The sequence below is a fragment of the Spongiibacter sp. genome, assembly GCF_984394615.1.
Window position 1 is genome coordinate 12,026 of sequence record NZ_CFHTQA010000026.1, and the last position, 25,231, is coordinate 37,256.

Annotated in this window: 25 protein-coding genes; 8 read left to right on the top strand and 17 right to left on the bottom strand. The window is 59.6% G+C overall.

Annotated features, from left to right (window positions below):
* Positions 1-22: 22 nt before the first annotated feature.
* The 4 genes from AC5DB9_RS10865 to mpl are packed head-to-tail and all read right to left on the bottom strand — an operon-like array spanning position 23 to position 5,199.
* Positions 23-625, bottom strand: a complete 603-nt coding sequence (locus AC5DB9_RS10865; RefSeq protein ID WP_272994354.1) for an LON peptidase substrate-binding domain-containing protein — start codon at positions 623-625, stop codon at positions 23-25.
* On the bottom strand, positions 615-3,182 hold the full coding sequence (locus AC5DB9_RS10870; RefSeq protein WP_272994352.1) for an efflux RND transporter permease subunit: 2,568 nt from the start codon (positions 3,180-3,182) through the stop codon (positions 615-617). The genes AC5DB9_RS10865 and AC5DB9_RS10870 overlap by 11 nt, the downstream gene beginning before the upstream one ends.
* A 53-nt stretch (positions 3,183-3,235) precedes the next feature.
* Complete coding sequence (locus AC5DB9_RS10875) at positions 3,236-3,835, bottom strand: flavin prenyltransferase UbiX (RefSeq protein ID WP_272994351.1); 600 nt, start codon at positions 3,833-3,835, stop codon at positions 3,236-3,238.
* Positions 3,832-5,199 (bottom strand): UDP-N-acetylmuramate:L-alanyl-gamma-D-glutamyl-meso-diaminopimelate ligase, encoded by a 1,368-nt coding sequence (gene mpl, locus AC5DB9_RS10880; protein ID WP_272994349.1) that lies wholly within the window; start codon positions 5,197-5,199, stop codon positions 3,832-3,834. The genes AC5DB9_RS10875 and mpl overlap by 4 nt, the downstream gene beginning before the upstream one ends.
* A gap of 162 nt (positions 5,200-5,361) precedes the next feature.
* On the opposite strand from mpl, the gene ppa reads away from it, so the two are divergent.
* From ppa to AC5DB9_RS10895, 3 genes are all read left to right on the top strand, one after another.
* Positions 5,362-5,889, top strand: coding sequence for an inorganic diphosphatase (gene ppa, locus AC5DB9_RS10885; protein ID WP_022960694.1), 528 nt, complete (start codon positions 5,362-5,364; stop codon positions 5,887-5,889).
* Between the two features lie 155 nt (positions 5,890-6,044).
* A complete protein-coding gene (zntR, locus tag AC5DB9_RS10890; RefSeq protein ID WP_022960693.1) occupies positions 6,045-6,476 on the top strand; it encodes a Zn(2+)-responsive transcriptional regulator in 432 nt (143 codons plus the stop codon).
* Positions 6,473-7,498 carry an SO_0444 family Cu/Zn efflux transporter gene (locus AC5DB9_RS10895; protein WP_272994347.1) on the top strand — a complete coding sequence of 342 codons (1,026 nt, stop codon included), beginning with the start codon at positions 6,473-6,475 and terminating at the stop codon, positions 7,496-7,498. The genes zntR and AC5DB9_RS10895 overlap by 4 nt, the downstream gene beginning before the upstream one ends.
* A gap of 3 nt (positions 7,499-7,501) precedes the next feature.
* Here the strand turns inward: AC5DB9_RS10895 and AC5DB9_RS10900 are convergent, their stop codons facing one another.
* The 3 genes from AC5DB9_RS10900 to AC5DB9_RS10910 all read right to left on the bottom strand — a co-directional run bounded on the left by AC5DB9_RS10900 (position 7,502) and on the right by AC5DB9_RS10910 (position 9,666).
* Positions 7,502-7,981: a hypothetical protein gene (locus AC5DB9_RS10900; protein ID WP_028968600.1), complete on the bottom strand. Its 480-nt coding sequence runs from the start codon at positions 7,979-7,981 to the stop codon at positions 7,502-7,504.
* A 159-nt stretch (positions 7,982-8,140) separates the two neighbouring features.
* On the bottom strand, positions 8,141-8,899 hold the full coding sequence (cysE, locus tag AC5DB9_RS10905) for a serine O-acetyltransferase (protein ID WP_037510072.1): 759 nt from the start codon (positions 8,897-8,899) through the stop codon (positions 8,141-8,143).
* Between the two features lie 29 nt (positions 8,900-8,928).
* Positions 8,929-9,666, bottom strand: a complete 738-nt coding sequence (locus AC5DB9_RS10910; protein WP_272994346.1) for a M15 family metallopeptidase — start codon at positions 9,664-9,666, stop codon at positions 8,929-8,931.
* A gap of 88 nt (positions 9,667-9,754) precedes the next feature.
* On the opposite strand from AC5DB9_RS10910, the gene AC5DB9_RS10915 reads away from it, so the two are divergent.
* Positions 9,755-10,804, top strand: a complete 1,050-nt coding sequence (locus tag AC5DB9_RS10915) for a patatin-like phospholipase family protein (protein ID WP_273009147.1) — start codon at positions 9,755-9,757, stop codon at positions 10,802-10,804.
* Positions 10,801-11,136, top strand: coding sequence for a Rieske (2Fe-2S) protein (locus AC5DB9_RS10920; protein ID WP_272992352.1), 336 nt, complete (start codon positions 10,801-10,803; stop codon positions 11,134-11,136). The genes AC5DB9_RS10915 and AC5DB9_RS10920 overlap by 4 nt, the downstream gene beginning before the upstream one ends.
* Here the strand turns inward: AC5DB9_RS10920 and sfsA are convergent.
* Positions 11,133-11,837, bottom strand: coding sequence for a DNA/RNA nuclease SfsA (gene sfsA / locus AC5DB9_RS10925; protein ID WP_272992351.1), 705 nt, complete (start codon positions 11,835-11,837; stop codon positions 11,133-11,135). The two genes, AC5DB9_RS10920 and sfsA, sit on opposite strands and share 4 nt — an antisense overlap.
* A 115-nt stretch (positions 11,838-11,952) precedes the next feature.
* Between sfsA and AC5DB9_RS10930 the strand changes: the two genes are divergently transcribed.
* Positions 11,953-14,652, top strand: coding sequence for an AsmA family protein (locus AC5DB9_RS10930; RefSeq protein WP_272992350.1), 2,700 nt, complete (start codon positions 11,953-11,955; stop codon positions 14,650-14,652).
* Here AC5DB9_RS10930 and AC5DB9_RS10935 read toward each other — a convergent pair.
* From AC5DB9_RS10935 to AC5DB9_RS10950, 4 genes are all read right to left on the bottom strand, one after another.
* Positions 14,649-15,689, bottom strand: a complete 1,041-nt coding sequence (locus tag AC5DB9_RS10935; protein WP_272992349.1) for a class I SAM-dependent methyltransferase — start codon at positions 15,687-15,689, stop codon at positions 14,649-14,651. The genes AC5DB9_RS10930 and AC5DB9_RS10935 overlap by 4 nt on opposite strands.
* Positions 15,686-16,417: a 16S rRNA pseudouridine(516) synthase RsuA gene (gene rsuA, locus AC5DB9_RS10940; protein WP_272992347.1), complete on the bottom strand. Its 732-nt coding sequence runs from the start codon at positions 16,415-16,417 to the stop codon at positions 15,686-15,688. Before rsuA ends, AC5DB9_RS10935 begins: the two co-directional genes overlap by 4 nt.
* A 152-nt stretch (positions 16,418-16,569) precedes the next feature.
* Complete coding sequence (locus AC5DB9_RS10945; protein ID WP_272992343.1) at positions 16,570-17,121, bottom strand: hypothetical protein; 552 nt, start codon at positions 17,119-17,121, stop codon at positions 16,570-16,572.
* Between the two features lie 185 nt (positions 17,122-17,306).
* Positions 17,307-18,893 carry a peptide chain release factor 3 gene (locus tag AC5DB9_RS10950; protein WP_022960681.1) on the bottom strand — a complete coding sequence of 529 codons (1,587 nt, stop codon included), beginning with the start codon at positions 18,891-18,893 and terminating at the stop codon, positions 17,307-17,309.
* Positions 18,894-19,124: 231 nt separating this feature from the next.
* Here AC5DB9_RS10950 and AC5DB9_RS10955 point away from each other — a divergent pair, with 231 nt between their 5' ends.
* Entirely contained in the window at positions 19,125-20,408 is a 1,284-nt protein-coding gene (locus AC5DB9_RS10955; protein ID WP_273009149.1) for a DEAD/DEAH box helicase, read from the top strand.
* A gap of 42 nt (positions 20,409-20,450) precedes the next feature.
* Here the strand turns inward: AC5DB9_RS10955 and AC5DB9_RS10960 are convergent, their stop codons facing one another.
* Genes AC5DB9_RS10960 through AC5DB9_RS10970 form a run of 3 tightly spaced genes read right to left on the bottom strand, consistent with a single transcriptional unit; the run spans position 20,451 to position 22,782 of the window.
* The gene (locus AC5DB9_RS10960) at positions 20,451-20,873 is read right to left on the bottom strand and encodes a group II truncated hemoglobin (protein WP_028968596.1); all 423 of its coding nucleotides are present in this window, start codon (positions 20,871-20,873) and stop codon (positions 20,451-20,453) included.
* 20 nt (positions 20,874-20,893) lie between these two features.
* On the bottom strand, positions 20,894-21,628 hold the full coding sequence (locus tag AC5DB9_RS10965) for a sulfite exporter TauE/SafE family protein (RefSeq protein WP_022960680.1): 735 nt from the start codon (positions 21,626-21,628) through the stop codon (positions 20,894-20,896).
* Positions 21,625-22,782, bottom strand: coding sequence for a hypothetical protein (locus tag AC5DB9_RS10970; protein WP_272993951.1), 1,158 nt, complete (start codon positions 22,780-22,782; stop codon positions 21,625-21,627). The genes AC5DB9_RS10965 and AC5DB9_RS10970 overlap by 4 nt, the downstream gene beginning before the upstream one ends.
* Before the next feature lie 195 nt (positions 22,783-22,977).
* Here AC5DB9_RS10970 and AC5DB9_RS10975 point away from each other — a divergent pair, with 195 nt between their 5' ends.
* Positions 22,978-24,078 carry an Rv3169 family protein gene (locus tag AC5DB9_RS10975; protein WP_272993952.1) on the top strand — a complete coding sequence of 367 codons (1,101 nt, stop codon included), beginning with the start codon at positions 22,978-22,980 and terminating at the stop codon, positions 24,076-24,078.
* 55 nt (positions 24,079-24,133) lie between these two features.
* On the opposite strand, the gene AC5DB9_RS10980 is transcribed toward AC5DB9_RS10975, so the two are convergent.
* Positions 24,134-24,502: a nuclear transport factor 2 family protein gene (locus AC5DB9_RS10980; RefSeq protein ID WP_022960677.1), complete on the bottom strand. Its 369-nt coding sequence runs from the start codon at positions 24,500-24,502 to the stop codon at positions 24,134-24,136.
* A 62-nt stretch (positions 24,503-24,564) separates the two neighbouring features.
* On the bottom strand, positions 24,565-25,215 hold the full coding sequence (locus AC5DB9_RS10985) for a YoaK family protein (protein WP_272993953.1): 651 nt from the start codon (positions 25,213-25,215) through the stop codon (positions 24,565-24,567).
* Between the last annotated feature and the right edge of the window lie 16 nt (positions 25,216-25,231).

Genomic DNA, 25,231 nt, shown 5'->3' on the forward strand with positions numbered 1-25,231 from the left:
GCAGTGCGCGGATGGGCCCGGCCTAGCCGGAGACGCGCTCCAACAGTTCGTGCAAAACATCGAGGCGCTGCAGCGGATCATCCACTTCCAGCAAGGGGTACACATCGGCAGGTTCAAGTGGCAGCAGTTGTGCGAGCCGATTGACGAGGTCGCCTGTGCCGCTGACCTCGCCACTCATCCCCATGCGTTGCACGTGGGGGTGATCGAGCAACTGCGACAGCAACGCCGCCAACTCATCGGCCTCTTCGGGCAAAGGAATATCCTCGACTTCGTCGAGCCACTCCACGGCTCCGCGATGGAGACCGCTGGCATCCTGCGCACTGCTGTGCAGACGGAAACGGCGACCGCCTTCCACCACCAGCCCCAGTAATCCATCATCAGTCTGATCCCAGTCGACAATGTGGGCCTCGCAGCCGACCACGGCCAGTTGCGGGCGCTGATCGTCGCCGTTGACTTCACTGCCCTGGTGAAGGTGAATCACCCCAAAGCTGGCTTGCTCCCGCAGGGTGCTACGCACCAAATCGAGATAGCGCTGTTCGAAAATCCGCAGCGCCATGCGCCCGCCCGGAAACAGCACCGAGCGCAAGGGGAACAGCGGGTAGTCGTGTTGGCGATCAGCGGCCATTGGCGTCTTCCGCCCCCAGCGGTTTCACCAGCAGAATCAGCTTGGGCAGCAACAGCATAGCGCCCATCAGCGCCGCCACCATCGCCAAGCCGGTGAGCAGGCCAAAGTAGATACTCGGCGTGAAGTTGGACAACGCCAGAATACTGAAGCCGAACACGATGATGACCGAGGTGTAGTACATGGCCTTGCCGATACTGCCGTGACAGCGGTACATGGTGGCGAGATAGTTACGGTCTTTGGGGAATTCCGAACGGAAACGATGCACGTAGTGGATGGTATCGTCCACACCGATGCCGACAGTAATCGCCGCGATGGTAATGGTCATCATATCCAGAGGAATACCCACCAGTCCCATGCCGCCGAGCACTGCACCGGCGGCCAGCAGATTGGGCGTCAGCGCAATCATGGCCAGACTGAAGCTGCGGAACAGCACCACGAACATGGCGAGAATCGCGACAAATACCGCCGCCAGCGTCAGTATCTGCGAGGTAAACAGGCTTTGCAGCATATTGTTGTACAGCACCAGCAGGCCGGTCAGGCGCACCTGATCTTCCTCAAAACCCAGTTCGTCAATCAGGTGCTGACGAACGTCTTTCAGCAACTGGTCGCGGTGCAGGCTGTGGCTGGTTTCTTTCACGCGCAGACTGATCCGCGCCTGGTCGGCCTCCACCGACAGATAGGGATCGACCAGAATATTGGTGATCGACTCGGGCAGCGAACGCTGCGCCAGTGCCAGTTGCAGGTCATCGACATTACCCATGACAAGCTGCATCAGTTCATAGAAGGTCGCCAGCGACAGCACTTTGCCGGTTTCGGGCAGGCTATCGAGGTAATCGTGCACCTCCTTGATCCGGCGCATACCGGCCACAGTAAACCACTCGCTCTGCGGAGAGCTGGCAGCGCCACCGCCAAAGTCATCCCCGAAGTCCTCGCCAAAATCGTCGGCGAAATCATCTTGCGGCGGGGCGAAATCGTCGGCATTGCTGAAGTCTTCGGAGAAGGCGTCGTCGAATTCACCGCCGTCGGACGGAGCCGATGCCACATCAGGGCGATCCAGAATCACATCCAGACCAATGGTGCCGCCCAGTTCGGCGTCGATGGTCTCCATGCCCTGATAGATTTCGGTGTCTTCGTGGAAGTAGTCGATAAACCGGTTTTCCACTTTCAACTGGCTGATGCCCCAGGCACTCGCCACCAGCATCACCAGCGACACAGTGATAATGGTACCGCCGAAACGTTCAGTGGCGCGGGCGAAATACAGCGTCAACGATGCGTCGCCACTGTCGCCGCCTTTTTCATCGCGGGTCGGCAGCAGCATGAGAATACAGGGCAGGATCAGGAAGCTGAGCAGCAGCGCTGAGGTCACCCCCATCGTCATCATCCAGCCAAAATCGATCACCGGACGAATGCCGCTGATCACCAGCGAGGCGAATGCCACAAGCGTTGTCAGTGCGGTGTAAAAACAGGGCTTGGCCATCACGCGCACGGTTTCGCTGACCCGCTCCATCTGGTTGCTACTGGGCGACAGCGCGGCAATTTCGCGATAGCGCACCACCAGGTGAATGGTGATCGCCAGCGTGATGATGAGCAGCAGTGCGACGAAGTTGGCCGAAATCACCGTCAGTCGCCAATCGAGGAAGGCCAGCAGCCCCATCATAAAGACCACGGTGGCCACACAGTTGAGCAGAGGAATGAGTACCCAGCGCGGACTGCGGAAAATCACCAGCAGCAGGAAAATAATGAAGGCGAGAATGCCACTGCCGAACACCTTCAGATCGCTCTTCACAAAGTCGATCATATCGACAGAGATCATCGGCACACCACCGAGGAACAGGCGGGCACCGTCGCGATAGCCATCCAGCACGTCGCGCGCCTTGGCAACCAGCACCTCCTGACGCTCGTGCACCTCGGTAACATAGTCGTCGAAGATATTTTCGACCCGCTCCAGCTCTGCCTGCTGCTCCGGGCTCAGCGTTTCAAGCTTGGCCTGCTGACGCAGGGCATCGCGCTCGTTTACCAGTTCAAAGTAGCGCTCGTCACGCTGCAGATTGACCTGCAGGGCGGTGGTACTGCCGTCCGGGCTGGTCAACAGGGAACGGTAGATCGGGCTATTGGCAAACTCTTCCCTCGCCATTTCCACATCGGCGGTGCCCTTGCTGAGCATCGGGATATTGCCGGAGGTCACATCGCTGATACTGACCGGCGGGCTCTGCAACAGCGGCACATCGAGAATCGAGTTGATACTCGACACGCCCGGCAACTCTGCCAGCTCATCGCGCAACTTTGCCAACGTATCCAGCGTTTCCGGCGCGTACAAATCCGCCTCGGGCTGATAGGTCACCAGCAGAAATTCTTCGGTCTGATAGCGCTTGCCTATCTCCCGAAAGAAATCCAGCGAGGTATCACCCTCCAACACCAGTGCTTCGGAGGACGCGTCCAGCTTCATCTGGGGAACATAGCTGCCCAGAAACGCAATCAGGCCAAACAGCAGAATCAACACCCACAGGGCATTGCGCAGAATAAGCGTTTGGTAAAGGCCGGCGAGGCGCGCTGTCATTGTCGTTCCTTATTCTCTGTAAGCGGGCTTGGCAGCGCCCATGGCGAGCCGGTTTATTCCCCCCAACGGGGTACCAGGCTCTGTTCAATATCGAGGTGGTCGAGAATTCGCGCCACCACAAAATCCACGATGTCGTCCACCGACTGCGGACGGCGGTAAAAGCCGGGAGACGCGGGCATGATCGTCGCCCCCATCTGGCTGAGGCTGAGCATATGTTGCAGATGAATGCTGGACAAGGGCATTTCCCGCGTGACCAGAATCAGCTGCCGCCGCTCTTTGAGCGCGACATCTGCGGCGCGTTCAATCAAATTATTGCTGGCACCGCAGGCAATAGCCGAGAGCGTGCCGGTGCTGGCCGGGCAGACCACCATCCGCGTCGGCGCACCACTGCCAGAGGCTACAGCCGCCATCCAGTCTTCCGGACCGTGAACCTGCAACTGATCGGGCGGGCAGGCAAAACGCTCGACAAGATACGCATGCAGGGCCTGTGGCTTGGCGGGCAGCGTGTCGTCAGTCTCGGTGGCCACCACCAGCAGCGCGGCCTTGGAAATCATGAAATGCACCGGGCAGCCCGCCGCCAGCAGACACTCCAACAGGCGCAGACCGTACTGTGCGCCCGAGGCGCCGGTGATGGCGAGCGTGACAGCCTTCATGCCGTTTTCCTGTTGCGGAGCGATTCCAGCAGGCGCTGATGAACGCCGCCAAAACCGCCGTTACTCATTATCACCAGATGATCACCCGGCTTGAGCGCCGCCGTCAGGCTCGCGACACAATCATCGAGATCCGTACTCAAGCGAGCGGGCACCTGACTGCCCGCGATAACCGCATCCAGCGACCAATCCAAACCGGGCGGCTGATACCACAGCACCTCGTCCGCCGCTGCGGTCGAGGCCGCCAGCCGGTCGCGATAAATACCCATACGCATGGTATTCGAGCGCGGTTCAATCAACGCAAAAATCCGACCGTCATCCTGCACCCGCCCACGCAGCCCCTGCAAGGTGGTTTCGATAGCCGTCGGGTGGTGGGCAAAATCGTCATACACCGAAATACCGTCGATACAGCCGAGCAGCTCCATACGCCGCTTAACACCCTGAAAACGGTTTAATGCGGCAATGGCATTTTCGGGTGGCACGCCGACATGACGTGCAGCGGCAATCGTCGCCAGCGCATTGGCGACATTGTGTGCGCCGGTATGAGACCAGCAGATTTCACCCAATGGCTGCCCTTTAAAGCAGACCGTAAAGCGCGAGAAGTCGGCACTGGCATCGCGGCTCTGCCAGTCATCATCGCAGGCAAAACGCTCGACTTCGCTCCAGCAGCCCATGGCCAGCGTTTCGTCAATAGACTCCACCCTCGCCGGGGCAATAATTCGCCCGGTGCCCGGCACCGTGCGCACCACGTGGTGAAACTGGCGCTGAATCGCGTGCAGATCATCAAAAATATCGGCGTGGTCAAATTCGAGGTTATTGATAATCAGGGTACGCGGGCGGTAGTGAACAAACTTGGAACGTTTATCGAAGAAGGCGCTGTCGTACTCGTCGGCTTCAATGACAAAAAAATCGGACTGACCCAGACGGGCCGACTGACCAAAATCGGCGGGCACGCCGCCAATCAGAAAACCCGGCTGGTAGCCGCAATCTTCCAACACCCAGGCCAGCATGCTGCTGGTGGTAGTTTTGCCGTGGGTGCCGGAACAGGCCAGTACCCAGCGGTCTTGCAGCAGTTGCTCACTCAGCCACTGAGGGCCGGAGGTATAGCGCAGGCCGCGCTCGAGCACGTACTCCACCGCCGGGTTACCTCGCGACATGGCGTTACCCACCACCACCAGATCCGGCGCCGGATCGAGATGACTGGGATCATAGCCCTCCATCAAGGTAATACCCTGCGCTTCGAGCTGTGTACTCATGGGCGGGTAGACATTGGCATCGGACCCGGTCACGCGGTGCCCCAGCTCCCGCGCCAGAATAGCGAGGCCACCCATAAAGGTGCCGCAGATTCCCAAAATATGAATGTGCATTGCGTCTGCTTCGGCCGATAATCGTGGGGGGCATGGTATCACCGGACCCGAACAAGCTCTACGGCCCACAGCGTGCGCCAATTTTGGTAATCACCCTCGCAGCAGTTTATAATCCCCGCGAATTTTTCAACCCCGCAATCTCACAAGAAACGGACGACCACCATGAGCTACAACTCTATTCCGGCAGGCAAAGAGCTGCCACACGACATCTTTGTTGCCATCGAAATCCCCGCTAACAGCAGCCCCATCAAGTACGAAATCGACAAGGATTACGACGCACTGATGGTTGACCGCTTCATGGCAACCCCGATGTTCTACCCCGCCAACTACGGCTACATCCCCAACACCCTGTCTGAAGATGGCGACCCGCTGGATGTACTGGTTGTTACCCCTTACCCCGTGGTTCCCGGCTCTGTGATTCGCGCCCGTCCTATCGGCATCCTGAACATGAGCGACGAAGCTGGCCAGGACGCCAAACTGCTGGCCGTTCCCCACGACAAGCTGAGCGTACTGTACAAAGACGTCAAAGAGCCTTCTGATCTGCCCGAGCTGCTGATCCAGCAAATCGAGCACTTCTTCGAGAACTACAAAGACCTCGAAAAGGGCAAGTGGGTGAAAGTTGACGGCTGGGCAGGCAGCGCCGAAGCCATGGCCGAAGTGGAAAAAGCCGCTGCAGCCTATAAAGGCTAAGCGACATACCACGCAAAAGCCCGGCACACCGCAAGGTCTGCCGGGCTTTTTTTTGGGCCGCGACAATTTGCCTCTTTTCACCGGACAACCCTTGACCCTATAGTAATCTACAAGGTTTATGCTTGACCCATGTTCCCCACTTTCAGGAGCGCACCATGAGTCAACTTCGCATCGGCGAACTCGCCAACCGCCTGGGCTGCAGCGTGGAAACACTGCGCTACTACGAGCGCGAAGGCCTGCTTCAGGCCACCGGGCGCAGCGGCAACGGCTACCGTTTTTACAACCATCAATCTGAGCGCCAACTGGCCTTTATTCTCCGCGCCAAAACCATGGGTTTCAGCCTGGAGGATATTCGCGAATTGCTGGCGATTCGCGTTGATCCCACCGCTAACTCCTGCGGCGACGTGCGCAGTATTGCCGAGAGCAAGCTGGCTCAGGTCGATCGCAAACTTGCCGAACTGCAAGCCATGCGCGACGCACTGAGCAAAGTCGTTCACGCCTGCTGCGGCGGCGATGTCCCCGCCGACCACTGCAGCATTCTTCACGCCCTAGAACCTGAAGAGCCCGCGATGGAGCGCGCCCGATGATGGCATTTCTGGAAAATCTCTACCTGCTCAGCCTGGACGCCGCTCCCCTGCTGGTCTTCGGTCTGATTCTCGCCGGTTTGATGAAAGCCTGGCTGCCCGCGGCGATGCTTGAGAAACAGCTCGGCGGACCCGGCGTCGGCCCAGTGGTCAAGGCCGCATTGCTGGGCGCCCCCATGCCACTGTGCAGCTGTGGCGTTCTGCCGGTGGCATTGGGGCTGCGACGGGCTGGCGCCTCCAAGGGGGCCACCACGTCGTTCCTGATCTCCACACCGGAAACCGGCGTCGACTCGATTTCCCTGAGTTATGGGCTGCTCGGTCCTGTGCTGACCATCGCTCGCCCTGTCGTTGCCGTGATTAACGCAATAGCCGCAGGTCTGCTTAGCGGCTGGGCCGACCACAGCGCCCCTGTCAAACAGCAAGAGGAGCAATCCTGCTGTTGCAGCAGCAAGAAAGCCGACGCCGCATCCAAAACCAGTTGGAAGCAGGGACTGAGCTTTACCTTCGGACGTCTGCTCGAAGATATGCTGCCTTGGCTGCTGGTCGGGATGTTCTTTGCCGCGGCCGTTCAGACCTTCGTGCCCGAGGCCTGGCTGGCCGAATGGGGACGCGGTCCGCTGGCAATGATTGTGATGGTGCTGATCGGCATTCCCATGTACATCTGCGCCAGCGCCTCAACGCCGATCGCGGCGGGCCTGCTGCTTGCAGGGGTCTCTCCGGGTGCGGTACTGGTCTTCATGCTGGCGGGCCCCGCCAGCAATATTGCCGCTGTAGGCATGGTCTACAAGGAGTTGGGACAGCGAGCGCTGATCGCCTACCTCGGTACGGTATCGACCATCAGCATTGCCGCGGGATTGATTCTGGACGCCCTGATCGCACAGTTCGGCTGGGAAATTGCGGTTGCCCACGGCAGCCACAGCGCCATGTTGCCGCAATGGATAGCGATTGGCTCTTTGCTGCTGCTAGCGGTGGCCGCAGTCAAACCGCTTCGTCAGCGCAGCCTGGACCGCCTGCTGGCGGCCTGAGGTCTAGCTGGCGACGTTGGGCTTGGCCTTTAGCAGGCGCTGATACAGCTTGGAGTTTTTGTGAATGGATTTGTGTCTGGCGTAGGCTTCAACCGCCTTCTGCCAGGCCTCTTCACTGCCGTGCGCATTGAGCGAGAAGCTGGTGCACACGGTTTTGTTTTCCAGTTTGGAGGCAACGCCCACCTGAAAAATAGGGGTGAGATTGCCACTCTTCTCCGTTTTCAGCAGATAGCTGATGCCGCGAACCGTACCGTCCGGTTTGAAGCAGCGGTCTTCCTTGGTTTCTTCCAAAAAGCGTCGCTGTTGGGCTTCTAGCTCTTCATCCCGGGCAATGGCTTCCTTTTCCACAACTTTCATGGCGCGACCATCCAGTCGCTTGCCGTCTTTTTTCAGCGAAAAATATTCCTGATACAGTTCACCGGCAACGGTACGGCGTACTCTGTAGCCGTAAAAAGCCTTGTTATCCAGTAGCTTAACGCTCACAAGCACCTCGTCTTTTTTGCTTTTCTTATTATGGGGTCAGTCGACAACGCTGCAGGCAATCGAGCAACGTCACAATACAAAACATGTGTAATCTAACCGCTCTGACGAAATAATCAAGCCGCTATGCCGAATTACGTGATCTGGGTTCAAAAAGCGGGGTCAGCCGTCGCCGTTGATCTGCTGATCCATATTCAAGGCGGGAATGTCTTTGGACGTCGTGCCCACAGGTCGAGCGGGAACGCCCGCAACGGTGGTGTGTGGCGCCACGGCATTGAGCACCACACTGCCGGCGGCAATTTTGGCGCCCTCACCAATGCGGATATTACCCAGCACTTTGGCACCGGCAGCAATCAGCACCCCGTCGTCAATCTGCGGGTGTCGGGGTCCGCGGCCACTGCCGCAACCACCCAGCGTGACCGAGTGCAGCATGGAGACGTTATTGCCGATGACCGCGGTTTCTCCAATCACCACACCCGTAGCGTGATCCACCATGATACCGGCGCCAATGCGGGCAGCCGGGTGGATATCGACATCAAACACCGTTGCAATGCGGTTTTGAAGAAACAGCGCCAGAGATTCGCGCCCCTGTCTCCAGAGCCAATGGGCAATACGCTGGCCCTGTATTGCCTGAAAGCCCTTGAAGTATAAAAACGGCATGCCGTAGTTGTCGCAGGCGGGATCACGATCGTAGTGTGCACAGATGTCAGCGACCGCCGAGGCCAACACATCGGGATCGGCCACATAGACCTCGGCGGCCACATCGCGGATCAGCATGGCGGGCACAGAGTCGCAGCCCAGCTTGGAGGCAATCTGAAAACTCAGTGCACGGGCAAAGCTGCCGTGATTGAGGATGCTGGCATGGTAGAAGCTGGCCAGTACCGGCTCGCTACGCCCAAAGGCTTCCGCCTCGGCCAACATCGCCGTCCAAAGCTGTTCTACGGTCAAACTCACTCCCTTTCTCCTTCCACCAGCAGTGGTGCGTACGCCGAGGGGTAGACTTCAGCAGGCACCGACACATAACGGCGAAACAGCTCATCCAGCCGTGCCAGTACATTCGCCTTCAATAGCAGTTCACTGTCTTCGAGCTGCTGCCGCAAAACGGCGGGACGCAACGCCGCCTCACAACGCGCAGACAGTGGCGCGTAACTCAGATGCCAGCGCTCCGGCGCGATGCCGCCACGATCTTCGTTATACGGCCGAAAAAAGCCGTATCCGGCACCGTTGCTCAACTGCTTGTCCAACCAGTCATGCATGGGCGCGAAGGGACCGTCATCTTCCACTTCAGCGGGCGTGAGCTGCACTTCGTAGTCATCCGGCACAGCGGCCGCATCAATCACGTCAATGTCGCTGCCCCAGTGATGGCGGGATGCGCCGGGCAGCGCCGACCAACGCAGTATGCAATCAACCAGCGCCGATTCGTCCAGCGTTTCAAAGGCAAGTTCACAACCACGACTGTCCAGCAGCGTCCGCTGGCCGCTGGCCTTGGCATTCCAGATCGCCAACTGGCGATCAAAACTGCGGAAACCGCTGACGATGCGCAAGTCAAAGCCGGCACGGGCAGCATCGTCACGCAGTGCCTGGAACGGTGCCACCAGGGCACGATGCACCGGACGGTCCAACACACCGACCATAACGGCATCATCGCGCCCGGTCAGCAGCGCTTTACTGAGTTGGTAGTCGCTCATTCCCGCCCGTATTGATTAGCGTGCCCGTTTACTGTCGTGGCATCATACTACCGGCAACGATACCGCCGCAAAACCGGGAGAGCATTCTGTGGAATCACACACAGGCAGCAGTAAGAAAATTGCCTTGGCGCTGGGCAGCGGCTCAGCGCGGGGTATGGCTCACATCGGCGTTATACAGCGTCTGGAAGAACTGGGGATTCGCCCCGACATTGTTGTGGGCACATCGATTGGCTCGGTGATCGCCGGTTGCTACCTCACGCGGCATCTGAACGATTTTTCTGAATGGATACAGTCGTTGAGCAGTACTCAGGTCTTCCACTACATGAGCGTCAGCCTGACCGCCGCCGGTGGCGTCGCCCACGCGACACGTCTTATCGAATACTTTATGGCAGAGTACGGCAATCCCGACATCGAAGACTTGCCATTACCCTTCGCCGCCGTCGCCACGGATTTGTATCGGGGCCGAGAGGTCTGGATACAGCGAGGCCCCATCTGGGATGCCGTGCGGGCCTCGATGGCGATCCCCGGTATTTTGACGCCGGTGCGCTACCGCGACTCCTGGCTGGTTGACGGCGGACTGGTGAATCCTGTGCCCGTTTCTGTATGCCGCGCACTGGGCGCGGATATCACTATCGGTGTCGACCTGAACAGCGATCTGGTAGGACGCCGCAAAGTTGACCGGGACAGCCGCGCGCCCGAGACCAGCAAAGCCGAAGAGCAGGTAGAGGAAGAGGAGTCCGAAGACGAACTGCCACCCCTGCCCGATGGTGACGAGGAATCGCAATTCGCCGCGGCATTCTCTCGCTTTGCCAACAGCGTAAAGGAAGCCGCCAATAACTGGCGTTCGCCGACCGAGAAAAAGCCGGAGCCGCCGGGCACCCTCGGGGTCATGATGAATTCCATCAATATTATGCAGGACCGGATTACCCGCTCGCGTCTTGCCGGGGAACCCGCCGACATCATGCTTTGGCCGCGACTCGGTCATATTGGATTGCTGGATTTCGGTGGCGCCGCCGAAGCGATTGCCGAGGGCCGCGAGGCCGTCGATCGCATGTTGCCTGCGATCCGCCACGCCTTTGCCCGGGAGCGCGAGCTGGGTATCGCCTCGCCCGAACCCGCCGGAGATGAAGACCTGTGACCACACTGTGCCAGATTGAGGATATTCCCGACCCCGGCAGCAAGAGCCTGGAATACGAGGGACACGCACTGTTCGCGGTGCGGCAGCATGGCGAGGTCTACCTGTACCGCAACCGCTGCCCGCACCTGGGTATCGAACTGAATTGGCAGGAAGATCAGTTCCTCGACGTGGAGGAAACCCTGATTCAATGCGCCACCCACGGCGCGTTGTTTCTGATTGAAAACGGCGAGTGCGTATCCGGCCCCTGTGTCGGCGATGCCTTGCAAGCACTGCGCTGCCGGGTTGAAAACGGCGCCCTGCTACTGGACGAAGTTCTGAGCGAGGCGGGCTAAAGCGCTACCGGCACCGCCGTCGTCAGACGCATCCCCGTAACGGGATCAATACTCGCCCGGTACGCCAGCACCTCCACGCCGGCCTTGGCGGCTGATGCCAGCGCTTCGGCATAGGCGGGGTCGATCTCCGCCGCCGGCGCGACCGACTCAATCCCCTCATGCAAGACGGCAAACAGCAGTCCCGCCGCCTCACCGGCTTCCACCCTGGCCTGCAAACCCTGAACGTGACGTCGGGCGCGCTGGCTCACGGCATCAGGGAAACGCCCCTCGCCATCACCGATATGCAGCGTGACCGACTTTACTTCCAGTGCACAGGCCGCCAGTCCGCCGCCATGAAGAAGGAAATCCACACGACTGCTCCCCTCTAAACGCTGCTCGCGGCGATAGCCCTCATAACCCGCCAATTCGCCAATGACACCCTCATCCAGTGCCTCCGCCACCACCGTATTGGCCAGTGCAGAGTGAATACAGATGCGCTGTCCCGCCACCTCGACCAGCTGCCAGGTGTACGCGTATTTGCGCTTGGGATTATCGCTGTGACTGACCCAGACGGGACTGCCGGGCAAATCACACCCGGTCATCGCCCCCGTGTTGGGGCAGTGAACGGTCAGCACTTCGCCGTTATCCAGTTCGATATCGGCGAGGAAACGCTTGTAGCGTCGCAGCAGGCGACCAGAAAGCAGTGAACTAGGCCAGAGCATGGTGAATTCCGCGGGCTAAGATAAGACACAGGAGGGCTATTGTATTGCACATCGCCCTGCGAGCTTACACACTGTTGGCTCGCACTACCGGCAATGGCAACACAAGACGATTATCATGTTGAAAAAAATTCTACTGGGTATCGGCATTATCCTGCTGCTGATACTGGCCGCCGTCACCACGGTTCTGATTAAACCCAATCTGCTGCGCGGTGCGATCCACGCCGGTGGCGAGCGTTTCGCGGGACTCGACATTGAAATTGACTCGCTTGACTCGCACCGCTCTCCACTGCGATTGAATATTGACGGGCTGAAAATCAGCAACCCAAACTGGCCCGAGCCCACGCTGCTCACCCTGGACTCCCTGTCCCTGCAATTGCTGGCCTCACCGTTTCGCAAAGGTCCATTCTGGGCCGTCGAAAGCGAGGGCCTTAATGTTCACGTAGCCACCAACGACAAGGGCGAAGTGAACTGGCTGACGGCAACCCTGCAAGCGTCCTCCGACGAAACGGCAGACACTGAGGACAGCGAAGCACCCTCACCCATTACCCTGCCCGGCGATTTCAGCTTTGACCACATATTACTGCGCGATACGCAGCTGCAATTTACCAGCGCCAATGGAGAGCATTATCAACTGACCCTGCCCGAAGTTCGCGGTGAACGACTGGAGCAGGGCAATGGCGAACTGGTCGTGGAACTGGACTACCGAAAGCAGCTATTTACCCTGCGCGGCGACATTATTCTCTTCGACCCGATGGCCGCCATTCTGGATTACAGCCTCAGCCTCAGTCACGCCGATGCCGAGCTGAGCAGCGAAGGCCGCCTCGATCTCGGCCCGACACTGGAAGGCAGCCGCATCGATCTGGCACTGAAGCTTGAAAAGCTCGATCAACTGGCGACACTAGCAGATATCGACGCCCCGGCCCTGCCCCCCAGTCGGCTCAGCACCACGCTGACGATTCTGCCCGACTATGAGTTAAAGCCCCTGAAGCTGGCGGTGGGAGAAAATCAACTCAGCGGAGAACTGCGCCTGTCACCGGACCTCAATACCATCAGCGCCCTGCTGAGCAGCCCCAAACTGGATATCGATGCACTGTTGTCGGCCTTCAGTCCCGCGCCGGGCGACGAAAACATCGAAGCGCCAGCCGCTAAGTCAGGCGACGATGATTCAGAGGCGCCCATGGACTGGGCATGGATGGACAATCGCCAAGTGGCTCTCACGCTGGATGTCGCCGCACTGAGTGCCAGCGGCTGGACAGTCAGCGAGCTGCATAGCGAAGTGGCCATTCAAGATGCCATAGAGGTCAAACTGAAAGCGGCAGAGCTTGTTGAAACGGCAATCGATCGCCGCGTTCCTGACCTGGACAGCACGCTGACGCTGACGCCACTCTCCACAAAAACGGAGGGGGCGGACGCCAAGTTGGCACTGGATCTTCGCCAGCAGGCCCTGACACTGAAAGCCGACGGCGAGGTCAATCTGAACGGCCTGCCCGGCAACCGTCTGAAACTGGACACCAAAGCCCCGCGCAGTGCGGAAGTCTGGGCGCTGGCCCTGCTGCCCTGGCAAGAAGCCGGGGCACTGGCAATAGACGCCGACGTGGAAACCGACAACGGCGAATATCGGCTGACCGGCAGCGCCGAGCTGGGAGAGCAGAGCACCGAGCTGAGCGTGAAGTACCAGCCGGGCAACGAGGATAAACTGGCGTTGCTGAAGGGCAAGCTTTCATTGAGCAATGCTTCGATGGACTTCCTTCAGGACCCGAACGCCACAGCGACAGCAGACACGGCCGACGAAGATAACAGCAGCGAAACCCAAAGCGCCAAGAACGGTAAGCTGCTCAGCAAGGAGCCGCTGGTACTCGATGCGCTTCAGCAGATGAACGCCGAGCTGGACATTTCGCTGAAAGACGTCGATACCGGCTATCTGGTGATCAACAAGGCGGAACTCAAACCCACCCTAAATAACGGCGTGCTGCAACTGGACGACAGTCGACTCTATGTGGACGGCGGTGAAGCCTTTATCCGCGCCCGCCTCGACGCCAGCGGAGAGCAGCCGACAATCAGCACCGAATTAAAAATTGATGGCAGCAACTACGGTGCTCTCGGTTTGGAAAAAGCGGCGGGCATCCGCAACGGCAAGGGTAAAATCCGCATTAAACTCGACGGTAAGGGGAATAGCCCCGCCGCCCTGGCCGGTTCACTGGACGGGCAGCTCGACATCAAAATTACCGACCTGGAAGCCAAGGGTAACGCCCTTAACCTGATCGGGAGCGACGTACTGACCGAGACCTTCGACAAGCTCAACCCTTTCAGTGAAAAGCGGGAAAACACCGACATTGAATGCGTCGCGGTACACTTTAAAGGGAAAAATGGTCGCTTCGTCAGTGAGGACGGCATCGCACTGGAAACCGATGGCAGTAAAATCATCGGCACCGGCCACATCGATCTTGCCAAGGAAGAGTTGCGACTGGGCGTCTCGCCGATTGCCCGTAAAGGGGTGGGTATCAATGTGGGCGCGGCGGCCGGTCTGGTTCGCCTCGGCGGCACGTTCAGCCGTCCCAGAGTGGAGGCGGACCCCAGCGGCATGTTCACCGGCGGTCTGTCGACCGGCGCCGCGATTTATACCGGCGGGCTGTCACTGCTCGCTCAGGGACTGGTCAAACGCGCGCTGTATGCAGGCAGCGCCTGCGACGGAGAGCTGGACGAAATCCCCACTGCCGAGGAGATTCCCGACGAACTGCTGAATCCCCCAGCCCCCGAGGGAACAGCACCCGCAGATGGCGCTGCGCCGCTTGAAACCCCCGCTCCGCAGGCTTAAACCTGCGGAGCACTCAGGCCATACACACGAAAGCCGTCCTGCTCACAGAGCAGCTTGCACTGCCCGAATAGTGCCTCGGCATAACGCGGCAGTGGAATGAACTGGTTCACCACAAACAGTGCCTGCCCAGTTGGCGTCAGCAGCCGCGCAGCACCTTGCAGGAAACGCTCGGTCAGCCCACCTTCAATGGCAAAGCCCTGATGAAACGGCGGGTTGCACAGCAGTACATCCACCGGCCCGCTCACTCCGTCGGCGCAGTCGGTGAGCACACACTCAGCCACCATTCCATGGGCGGCCATATTCTTCTCACACGCCAGCAGCGCGGTCGCATTGTTATCAGTCAGCAGCCATTGCGCATTCGGGAAATATTCATTGGCAGCCACACTCAGATAACCGTAGCCACAGCCCAGATCGGCAATGCGATGAACCGGCGTCGTCAGACCTTCCACAAAGTCTGGCAACTGTGAGATCAGCAGGCGACTGCCGCGATCAATTTTTTCCCAACCGTAAATACCGGGTTTACTGTACAGCAGCGGCTCCTCACAGATCGGCCGCAACTGCCGGTAGTCTTTATCGGGCAGCCGCGCCGCGCTGTCGGCGCGCTTGGTAATTTCCGCGAGGTAGGCACCGCTATCGCCTTTTCTGACCACGCGCTCGGCGGCAAAGGTTTTCGCGGTTTTATCCGCATAGCCTTTCAAGCCATCGTTCTTGTAGCCGCTGAGCAACAGACGCCCGCCGATCGGCAGCGCCGTCATCGCGGCGTTGATCAGCATATTCACCAGGGGCCGTTCCTTGGACACCCGATACACCACCGTCTGCGGTTTCAATGAAGCCTGTTCAACAGCAAAGTCGCCGAGATGCACGACAAAACCGGCGGCCCTCAGCGCCTCGGCAGTATCCACACGATTGCAGAACACCTGCACATCTTCGCGGGCGCGCGGCAATGGCGCGACTACCTGCTCATCGGCAAACCACCACACCGGCCCGTCAGCCTCGGCCAGCGCCCGGTACAGGCTGTTGAGTACTTCGTCACTCATTGTCCATCGCTCCACACGCTGTCGCGCTCTGTCGTCGTCAATGGACGATACTCGCCTTCGGCCAGTGCCTCATCCAGCTCAATATCGCCAATGGCCTCGCGGTGCAGCTCGACCACCGCATTGCCCAGTGCGCCAAACATGCGTTTGACCTGATGATAACGCCCCTCGGACAATCGCAGACGGGCTTCGCAGGGGCCAATAATCTCCAACTCGGCAGGCTGCGTACGCTGCTTGTCATCCTTGAGAAACACGCCCTTGGCAAAGCGCGCCACGGCGCTTGCGTCGATCGGCTCAGCGGTGCGCAGCCAGTAGCGTTTCCAGCACTGTTTCTTGGGGGAGGTGATAGCGTGGGACCAGTTGCCATCGTCAGTGAGCAGTACCAAGCCGGTGGTGTCGATGTCCAGCCGCCCAGCCACGTGCAGGCGCTCCGGATTATCCTCGTCGAGGAGGTCCAGCACGGTTAAGTGACGGCGATCCCTCGCAGCACACACGTAGTCCACGGGCTTGTTCAGCATAAAGTAGCGCGGCTCTGCACTGCGCAGTGACTGTCCGCGCAAACGCACATCGGCGTCGGCGTCCACGCTTTGTCGCGGGTCGCTCAACACTTCGCCATCCAGCGTAATGTCGCCATTCTTGATCAGCCGCTTGGCTTCGCTGCGGGAATAGTCCGTCACCGTCGCCAGAAAACGATCGAGGCGCAGCGAGGTAGACGGGGAAGATTTGCTCACGGGAGGGCTTCCGGTAAAAGCCGCTATTGTCGGGAATTGGCGATAACGGTTCAAGCCGCGCCACCAAGCAAAAAGGGCTTCCGCATCGGGAAGCCCTTTTTGTTTTCTCTACACCCTCGAAGGATTCAGAGGATGACGCGAGATAAAGGCGATCACTTCGCCTCGACGTTCACTTCAGCATTCACTTTCATATCGCCCGCTTTCTTCAGGGCTTCTTTGCGCGCTTCCATTTCCGCCTTGGCTTTGGCCTTGCGCTCTTCGCGAGCTTTGGCATCCGCCTCAGCCTGGGCTTCGCGGGCCGCTTGACGCGCTTCTGCTTCGCGCTTCATCTCTTCGCGCTTGGCCTTGGCTTCTGCCTTGCGAGCCTCCGCTTCCTGTTTCATCTGTTCGCGCTTGGCTTCAGCAGCCGCTTTGCGTTGCTCACGCTCAGCATCGGCAGCGGCCTGACGGGCCTCAGCATCGGCCTGAGCCTGGGCCTGACGAGCTTCGGCGTCTTTTTGCATCTCTTCTTTCTTCGCCTTGGCTTTCTCCAGCTTGTCGCCAATGCCAAGATTGACGTTGGCGTCGACGTTCGCCGATGCCTCGCCGTCACCGGCTTTACCGCCCAGTCCCAGCTTGCCACTGAAACCACCATCGGCCATGACCAGGCTTCCACCAGCCATCAGCAGCACTGCCAGCGCACTGTTCTTCACGGAATTTTTCATCGGATTCTCCATCTGTTTTATCTGTCTGCAGGGGCTGCCTGCACCGGGCTAATTGACCGTGGTACAGGATAGAAGCACAGCCTTAACCCTATGTGAACGAATGTCGTCCACCGGCTTTTGCAAACTGGTAAAACATCACATTTCCAGCGAGTCGTGTCGCGACTCACTGAACTTTCAGACAGACATCAGTGCTCGCGGGTCGCGCGGAAACGCACTTCAGGATGGCGTTCCTCAGTGAGCGACAGGTTAACGCGGGTCGGCGCCAGATAGGTCAGGTGACCGCCACCATCAATGGCGAGGTTGTCCGCGCATTTGCGCTTGAACTCTTCAAAGGCCTTGGGATCATCGCACTCCACCCAGCGGGCAGTGTGGATGTTCACCGGCTCGTAGATGGCCTCAACCTTGTACTCGTCTTTCAGACGGTAGGCCACCACATCAAATTGCAGCACCCCGACCGCGCCGACGATCAGGTCACTGTTACGCTGAGGCATAAACACCTGTGTGGAGCCTTCCTCGGAAAGCTGCTGCAAGCCCTTTTGCAGCTGCTTGGATTTCATCGGGTCTTTCAGGCGAATGCGGCGGAATAGTTCCGGGGCAAAGTGCGGGATACCGGTGAAGGTCATCGCCTCGCCTTCGGTGAAAGTATCGCCAATCTGAATGGTGCCGTGGTTGTGCAGACCGATAATGTCCCCGGATACCGCCTCTTCCACCAGCTCCCGATCCCCGGCCAGAAAGCTCACCGCATCGGCGATTTTCACATCCTTGCCAAGGCGCACGTGGCGCATTTTCATGCCCTTTTTATAGGTGCCCGAGCAGATGCGCATAAAGGCAATGCGGTCCCGGTGCTTGGGGTCCATATTGGCCTGGATCTTAAATACAAAGCCGGTAAAACCCGACTCGGTCGCCTCAACCTCACGCACATCGGTGCTGCGATTCAGCGGTGCGGGCGCCCAGTCGACAAAGCCATCAAGCATTTCCCGCACGCCAAAATTCGCCAGCGCGGTGCCAAAGAACACCGGCGTGAGTTTACCGGCCAGATACGCCGCTTGATCAAATTCGTGACTGGCGCCGCGCACCAGTTCAATCTCGTCGAGGTAGTTATCGTACTCGTCGCCCAACAGCGCTTTTGCCTCGTCGCTGGCCAGCCCTTCAATGCGAATATCTTCGGCAACCACGCTGCCTTTACCGGGCTGAAACACATGCAAGGTGTCGGTGTAGAGGTTGTAAACGCCCTTGAACTCGCTGCCCATCCCCATCGGCCAGTTGATCGGAGCGGCTTCAATACCGAGCACCTCCTCCACTTCGTCCAACAGTTCGATGGGGTCGCGGATATCCCGGTCCATCTTGTTCACAAAACTGAGAATGGGGGTATCGCGCAGGCGACAGACGTTCATCAGTTTGATGGTACGGTCCTCGACACCCTTGGCACCGTCAATCACCATCAGCGCCGAATCCACGGCGGTCAGGGTACGGTAGGTATCTTCCGAGAAATCCTCGTGCCCGGGTGTATCCAGCAGGTTGACCGTGCGTCCTTTGTAAGGGAACTGCATCACCGAGGAAGTGACCGAGATGCCCCGTTCTTTCTCCAGGCTCATCCAGTCTGAGGTCGCCGACTTGTCGTTCTTCTTACCCTTGACGGTGCCCGCGACCTGAATCAGTTGTCCCAGCAGAATCAGCTTTTCGGTGATGGTGGTTTTACCGGCGTCGGGGTGCGAGATAATCGCAAAGGTACGGCGCGTATTGATGTCGTTGACGAGCTGGGCGTCGGCCATGGTGCTGAATCCTGTTTTGAGGCGGGCGCTAGGGGCATGCGTGCGCCGAAGAAGCGGCGTATTCTACCCGAAGCCCCGGCGGCGATAAATTCCAGTCAATGGGAATGTTGCTGGCAGCGAGGACGCGAATCCAGTAAGCTGCCCCGCCCCGTGCCGCCGATCAGTTTATCTTGGTTGTCAGCACACTGACGCGGTGAGGCGCCAGACGCCCACCTCACACCGAGAGATTCTATGCAGTTTGATTCCCTGGGCCTGTCGGCCCCGATTCTCAGCGCCGTTAACGACAGCGGCTACACGACCCCTTCACCGATTCAAGCCAAAGCGATTCCCCCCGTACTTGAGGGACGCGACGTGATGGCCGCCGCCCAGACCGGCACCGGCAAAACGGCCGGCTTCACCCTGCCGATTCTGGAAATGTTGTCCAAAGGCAAACAGGCCTCGCCCAACCAGGCGCGCGCGCTCATCCTTACCCCTACCCGCGAGCTGGCGGCGCAGATTGGTGAGAACGTCCAGAAATACGGCAAAAACCTGCCACTGCGCTCCACCGTGGTATTCGGTGGCGTGAAGATTAACCCGCAGATGATGAAGCTGCGCAAAGGCGCCGACATTCTGGTCGCCACCCCCGGCCGACTGCTGGACTTGTATCAGCAAAATGCTGTGCGTTTCAGCGAGCTGGAAGTGCTGGTACTCGACGAAGCCGACCGCATGCTGGACATGGGCTTTATCCACGACATCCGCAAGATCCTCGCCCTGCTGCCCGCCAAGCGCCAGAACCTGATGTTCTCGGCGACCTTCTCCGACGATATTCGCAAGCTCGCCAAAGGCATTGTGAACAATCCGGTGGAAGTGTCGGTGACACCGCCGAACAGCACCGCCGAACGCGTCGAGCAGTGGATTTGCCCGGTAGACAAGAAACGCAAACCGGCCCTGCTGGCCAAGCTGATTGAAGAAAACGGCTGGCATCAGGTGCTGGTGTTCTCGCGCACCAAGCACGGCGCCAATAAACTGAGCCGCTTCCTCGACGAGCGTGGTATTCCCTCGGCGCCGATTCACGGTAACAAGAGCCAGAATGCCCGCACTAAAGCCCTGGCCGATTTCAAAAGCGGCAAAATTCAGGCACTGGTAGCCACCGATATCGCCGCCCGAGGCCTGGACATCAATCAGCTTCCCTATGTGGTGAACGTCGACCTGCCCAATGTGCCGGAAGACTATGTGCACCGCATTGGCCGCACGGGCCGCGCGGGAGCCGCCGGTCAGGCGGTTTCACTGGTCAGCGCCGATGAATTCGATCAGCTCTCGGCCATTGAACGACTGATTAAGCAGACACTGCGCCGGGAAGAGGTCGACGGTTTCGAAGCGGTGCACAGCCTGCCGGAATCTCGCCGCCAGCCGGCTCCGGGCAAAGCGAGACGCCCACAGCAGGCGCGCCGCCCTCACAGCGAGCACCGCGATGGGCAGCGTCCCCCCGCGGCACGGCGACGCCGACGTCGCCCGGCCAACAAGCCTGCGCTCTGAGTAATACCGTCTACGCCAATCGCCCCTGTGATACCACTGGGGTCAAGGCTCTGCGTGCAGCGCGCAGCGCTGCACAATCCGCTCTGCCGGCACGCATAGCTGCCGGTAGAGATACTCTTTGAAAGCGACCGGATAAGGCTGCTGGTCAATCGCCTGCTGCATACACCACAACCAGGCATCGCGTTCAGCGGTCCCGATCTTCATATGCTGATGCACAGCGGGAATCCCCAAACCTCGTCCGTAACGCTCTGCATAGCGCTTGGGGCCACCCAGCCAGCCACTGAGAAAGCAGCTCAGTTTGTCTCGCGCCTCGCTCAGATCCGCCGCGTGCATGGCACGAATATCACCAGCCATCGGCGCGCTGTCCATCACATCGTAAAAGGCATTGACCAGCGCACAGATGCCCTCCCAGCCGCCAGCGGCCTGATAGGACGCATCGCCCTGTCCGTATGGCGCATCTGTCATTGCGGTTCTCCTAAAGCGTTTCAGCGCAGAAAAAACACGGCAGCCATGACCAGCCCGGAGGCGACAATAAACGCCCTGAGCGGTCCAGCGGGCAAGCGATAAGCCAGCGCGGCGCCAACATAGCCACCCATCAACGCGGCCAGTGCCATCAGCAGTAATGGCTTCCAAACCAACAGCCCTGCCGCCGCGTAGACCCCCACCGCCACCAAAGTCAGCAGCGCCGAGACGGCATTTTTCAGACCGTTCATACCGTGCAGATCATGCTGCCCCAGCAAACCGAATGCCGCCAGCAGCACAATCCCAACACCGCCATTGAAATAGCCGCCATAGGCACACACCAACAGCAGGGTCAGTGCGGCAAGCCACGTCGGCGCCGTTGCCCGGTTCTTCAGCAGTCGCGGCGAGAGCGCAAAAATCACACTGGCCAACAGCATCAACCAAGGGACCAGCGTACTGAATAGTTGCTCACTGCTCAGCAATAACAACAGTGCGCCTGATACCGCGCCAACCAGTACGAGAAGCAGCAGCCCCCACAGCGACAGATCGCCCGGCATGCGAATATCGCCACGAAAGCGCCAGGCGCTGGCCATATACCCCGGCAAAAGGGCCGCAGTACCACTGGCATTGGCCATCAGCGGCGGCAGGCCCAGCGCCACCAGAGCAGGCAAGGTGAAAAAGCTGCCGCCTCCGGCGACGGCATTCAGCGCCCCGGCCAGCAGGCCCGCGACCACCAGCAACAGGGCATCGGTGATCACGGCTGGTTCCCGCCTGCCGGGGATACAGCGCGCCCGGAAAAATAGCGGCTGTGGTCGGCTTCATAGAACAAGCGGTCGTTCGGCCTGGGAATCGCCGACGGCAGGCCCGAGGCACGGCGGGTGCGGGCCGCGCTGTACTTGAACCCCGGCCCGGAAAGCTGCTCATCACACCACAGGCAATCATTGAGCTTGCCGGTCTGTTCGTTGTCCAGCGGACAGCCCCGCGCCTCCAGCACCTCGCGGGTCGCGGCATCCTCACTCTCCACACTGGCCGGACAGGCGCTGTACTGACCGCGCAGAATATTGATCCCCCCCTGCAGCAGGGCGGGCAGGGGGCCGGCGCGACCATAGCTGCGCATACAGCGCCCGGCACACTCCGCGCCGGTGTGCACCGCGTTATAGGCCCAACTTTCCGCACAGGCGGGCGTGAAACCGACCGCCTCGATAATGCACTGCTTCACCTCATCGAGCTTGCTGAGTTGACCGCGGCCCCGCTGCGAGCAGGCCCGAACCGGCTGGGTCATGTCGGGAATGGCGATATACGCCGCCAGGTCCCGCAGGCTTGAACAACTTCCGCAGCGGTACTGGTGGGTAATCTGCCAGCCCGCCTGCAGGGCGGCATCGACCGTCGGAAAGGTTTTCAGCCGGTAGCGACGCCCATCGGCGTCCATGGCCACCGCGCAAACCTCTTCCGCCGCCGCACCGCGGTTGCGCAGCTCGCTGAACCAGCGACTGACCGCTGCCTGTTGGTAGAACGCCGGCTCGCCATCGACCATCTCGTAACCCTCGGCGGGCTGTGGGTATTGCTCGGGATTCTGAATCAATTCCCCGTTTTGCATGACCGAACGAGCCGATGGCAGGGGCACATCGCCAGCTTCCGCACGGGGGTAATAGGGGTTGATCACGCTAAAACCATCGCCCTGGGCGCCGCTGGCATCCAGCTTCTGCGCCGCCAGAACCTCATCCAGATTCAGCAGTTCACTCGCATAAAGCTGCTCGATCAGTACCCGTGTCTGTGAGGCACCCAGATCGGTGCCGGTCTGCGGGTTACGGTAGGTGAGCGTCAGACTGTCGACCGAGGTCTGGCCAATACGCGTGTCAGCCTGAGTGATGGCGGGCGCCATCGCGAGAAACAGCATCATCCAGCGAAACATGTTCTGTCCTTATTCATATCGTTCGGCGAGTTTACCCGAATGCAGCAGACACCGCGGCCTGCACACCAGTTACGGCACCTTAACTTTCTGTCATGCTTTAACGGTTGTCGCGCTCCCGGCGACTCACTACAGTAAAGTCGGGCGGCCATTGCCGTCACACAACAACGATAACAATTACCCAGACAGGAGCCCGCCATGCTGAGCACCATGGACGACTATCCACTACACCAGATTGCTGATGTCATTCGCCACACCGGCACCAGTGACCGCAACTTCTACGATCGCTATTACTTCAATATGCACAATGCAGGCGATGAATTGTTCGTCGTCTTTGGACTGGGCCAGTACCCCAATCTCGGTGTGCAAGATGCGTTTTTGCTGGTGCGCCACAAGGATAAACATCATGTCATTCGCGCCTCTCGCCCCCTGAGCGATCGCGGCGACATCTCGGTTGGGCCACTGCGTATCGAGGTTATCGAAGGTCTTCAACGCCTGCGGATTGTCTGCGACGACGCCGAGCACGGCATTACCATGAACGCGACCTGGCAGGGTGAGCATTTCCCCTTTCTGGAGCCACGCCACTACATCCGCAAGGAAGGCCGCGTTCTGTTTGACACCATGCGTTTCGCACAACTGGGGCGCTGGCAGGGCGAACTGGCCGTAGACGGCCAGCACTTCGCAATCACCCCCGAGGATTTTATCGGCAGCCGCGACCGCTCCTGGGGAGTGCGCCCGGTAGGCGAAGCTGAACCGGCAGGTATCCATGCGGGGACACCGTCAATGGAGGGCATGTGGAATTACTTCCCGGTGCTGTTCGATGATTTCGCACTGCTCTACATCATCAACGAAACGGAAGGCGGCCAACGCAGCATCGAAGAAGCGATGCGCGTATGGAAAGACCCCAGCCGTGAACCGGAGTGGCTGGGACGGCCCGAGCACGAGCACCGCTTCAACGTGGCTCAACCTTTCCTCGCCGACATTGCCGAGGGCGTCGTTCACTTCCCCGATGCACCCGGCGGCGCGCTTACCCTGCGCGGCAGGCCCACGAAGCTGCAAACCTACCTCACCACCGGCACCGGCTATGGCCTGGAGCCCGATTGGCGGCACGGCATGTATCAGGGGCCGGAAACTGTTGTGCAACGCGAGACGCTTGACTACACCCAGGATCAGGGACGCATGCTGGGTCTGGTGGAAGTTCCGTCGACCTTCACCCTCAGCGGCCCCGACGGTGAACAACAGGGCGCCGGGATGATGGAATTCGGCTTCTGGAGTTCACTGTCTCGGTACACGGGCTAAGTGAAAACGGGCGTGGGCACCGCTGTGCTCACGCCCTGGCAAGAACCGCGCTGACTTACAGCGCCGCAATATCCGCCCGCAGGATGCGACCGTCGCGTAAGCGATACTCTGCCAGCAGATTCAGACTGAACTGCTCGCCCGGAGCAAAAGCGCGGCCCATAAACTCCGCGACGTCGACCTTTGCCGTGAAGTTGTCGAGAATACGCACCTGGGTATGATCACTGCGCTCGCGAATATCCAGCGGGGTCATGTGATCGCTGAACTGAGCCGTAATTCCCCGGTATACCTCCAGTACTGCCTCCACACCGCGAATCACGCCCTGAGCCGAATGCAGCTCCACGTCGGGATCGTAAAACGCCCTCAGCGCATCGGGGTCTTCACGGTTGTACGTCTGGTAATACGCTTCAAAAAACGCCTTACTCATCGGGTCGTCACTCCTGGCAGTGCTGTTTATTATTCTATGTCGGGGCGCTGGCAAACCGGGGCTCAGTTGCCCGAGCGCAGCAGCCGATACGCCGCAGCGAGCATGAAACATAACATGGCGGGAACCAGCAAAGCGAAGAAGCCCCAGTGTGCATAGAACAGCGCGCCCGCCGTACCGCCGAAGACAAAGCCCGCAATAATCAGGCAGAACAGCCCCGCCTTGCGGCGATCAAAGCCCTCCCCTCGCAGTGCGGCGCCCAACATAATACCGAGGTCAGTAAACAGGCCGGTGACATGGGTCGTTCGCACCACCGCCCCACTGTAGCGGGTTGCCAGCGCATTCTGTAAACCGCAGGCGGCGGATGCAAAGTAATGTCCCGAGTTGTGCTGCTCGCGGAGCAGCGCAATGGCAACCAGCAAGAGCAGCCCTTCGATTACTAACAGCGTATCGTAGTGGCGACCCAAGGTGAGGGATTCACTGATATTGAGATAGCCCGATACGGCTGCGCCAAGCAGAAAGCTGAGCAGGATCACCGCGAGATGCCAGGCATCGCTACTCTGCAGCAGTGCCGCGCCCAGCAAGCTGGCCGTGCCGGAGAGATGGGAAATTGACTGATGGGCAAACCCCAGGAGCCCGACGGCGTTGACGGTTCCCGCCAGCCAGGCCAGGGTAAACGCGCCGAGTTCCAGCCAGCGGGGCAGGCGTCGGATCATCGAGACCACTCCCTGT

Coding starts and splice junctions, on each gene's coding strand:
- AC5DB9_RS10960 (WP_028968596.1), bottom strand. CDS start 20,873: ATGACAGATGCGCCATACGGACAGGGCGATGCGTCCTATCAGGCCGCT.
- zntR (WP_022960693.1), top strand. CDS start 6,045: ATGAGTCAACTTCGCATCGGCGAACTCGCCAACCGCCTGGGCTGCAGC.
- cysE (WP_037510072.1), bottom strand. CDS start 8,899: ATGTTGGCCGAGGCGGAAGCCTTTGGGCGTAGCGAGCCGGTACTGGCC.
- AC5DB9_RS10910 (WP_272994346.1), bottom strand. CDS start 9,666: ATGAGCGACTACCAACTCAGTAAAGCGCTGCTGACCGGGCGCGATGAT.
- AC5DB9_RS10975 (WP_272993952.1), top strand. CDS start 22,978: ATGCTGAGCACCATGGACGACTATCCACTACACCAGATTGCTGATGTC.
- AC5DB9_RS10930 (WP_272992350.1), top strand. CDS start 11,953: ATGTTGAAAAAAATTCTACTGGGTATCGGCATTATCCTGCTGCTGATA.
- ppa (WP_022960694.1), top strand. CDS start 5,362: ATGAGCTACAACTCTATTCCGGCAGGCAAAGAGCTGCCACACGACATC.
- AC5DB9_RS10865 (WP_272994354.1), bottom strand. CDS start 625: ATGGCCGCTGATCGCCAACACGACTACCCGCTGTTCCCCTTGCGCTCG.
- AC5DB9_RS10895 (WP_272994347.1), top strand. CDS start 6,473: ATGATGGCATTTCTGGAAAATCTCTACCTGCTCAGCCTGGACGCCGCT.
- AC5DB9_RS10870 (WP_272994352.1), bottom strand. CDS start 3,182: ATGACAGCGCGCCTCGCCGGCCTTTACCAAACGCTTATTCTGCGCAAT.
- AC5DB9_RS10935 (WP_272992349.1), bottom strand. CDS start 15,689: ATGAGTGACGAAGTACTCAACAGCCTGTACCGGGCGCTGGCCGAGGCT.
- mpl (WP_272994349.1), bottom strand. CDS start 5,199: ATGCACATTCATATTTTGGGAATCTGCGGCACCTTTATGGGTGGCCTC.
- AC5DB9_RS10950 (WP_022960681.1), bottom strand. CDS start 18,893: ATGGCCGACGCCCAGCTCGTCAACGACATCAATACGCGCCGTACCTTT.
- AC5DB9_RS10945 (WP_272992343.1), bottom strand. CDS start 17,121: ATGAAAAATTCCGTGAAGAACAGTGCGCTGGCAGTGCTGCTGATGGCT.
- AC5DB9_RS10970 (WP_272993951.1), bottom strand. CDS start 22,782: ATGTTTCGCTGGATGATGCTGTTTCTCGCGATGGCGCCCGCCATCACT.
- AC5DB9_RS10980 (WP_022960677.1), bottom strand. CDS start 24,502: ATGAGTAAGGCGTTTTTTGAAGCGTATTACCAGACGTACAACCGTGAA.
- AC5DB9_RS10875 (WP_272994351.1), bottom strand. CDS start 3,835: ATGAAGGCTGTCACGCTCGCCATCACCGGCGCCTCGGGCGCACAGTAC.
- AC5DB9_RS10985 (WP_272993953.1), bottom strand. CDS start 25,215: ATGATCCGACGCCTGCCCCGCTGGCTGGAACTCGGCGCGTTTACCCTG.
- AC5DB9_RS10955 (WP_273009149.1), top strand. CDS start 19,125: ATGCAGTTTGATTCCCTGGGCCTGTCGGCCCCGATTCTCAGCGCCGTT.
- sfsA (WP_272992351.1), bottom strand. CDS start 11,837: ATGCTCTGGCCTAGTTCACTGCTTTCTGGTCGCCTGCTGCGACGCTAC.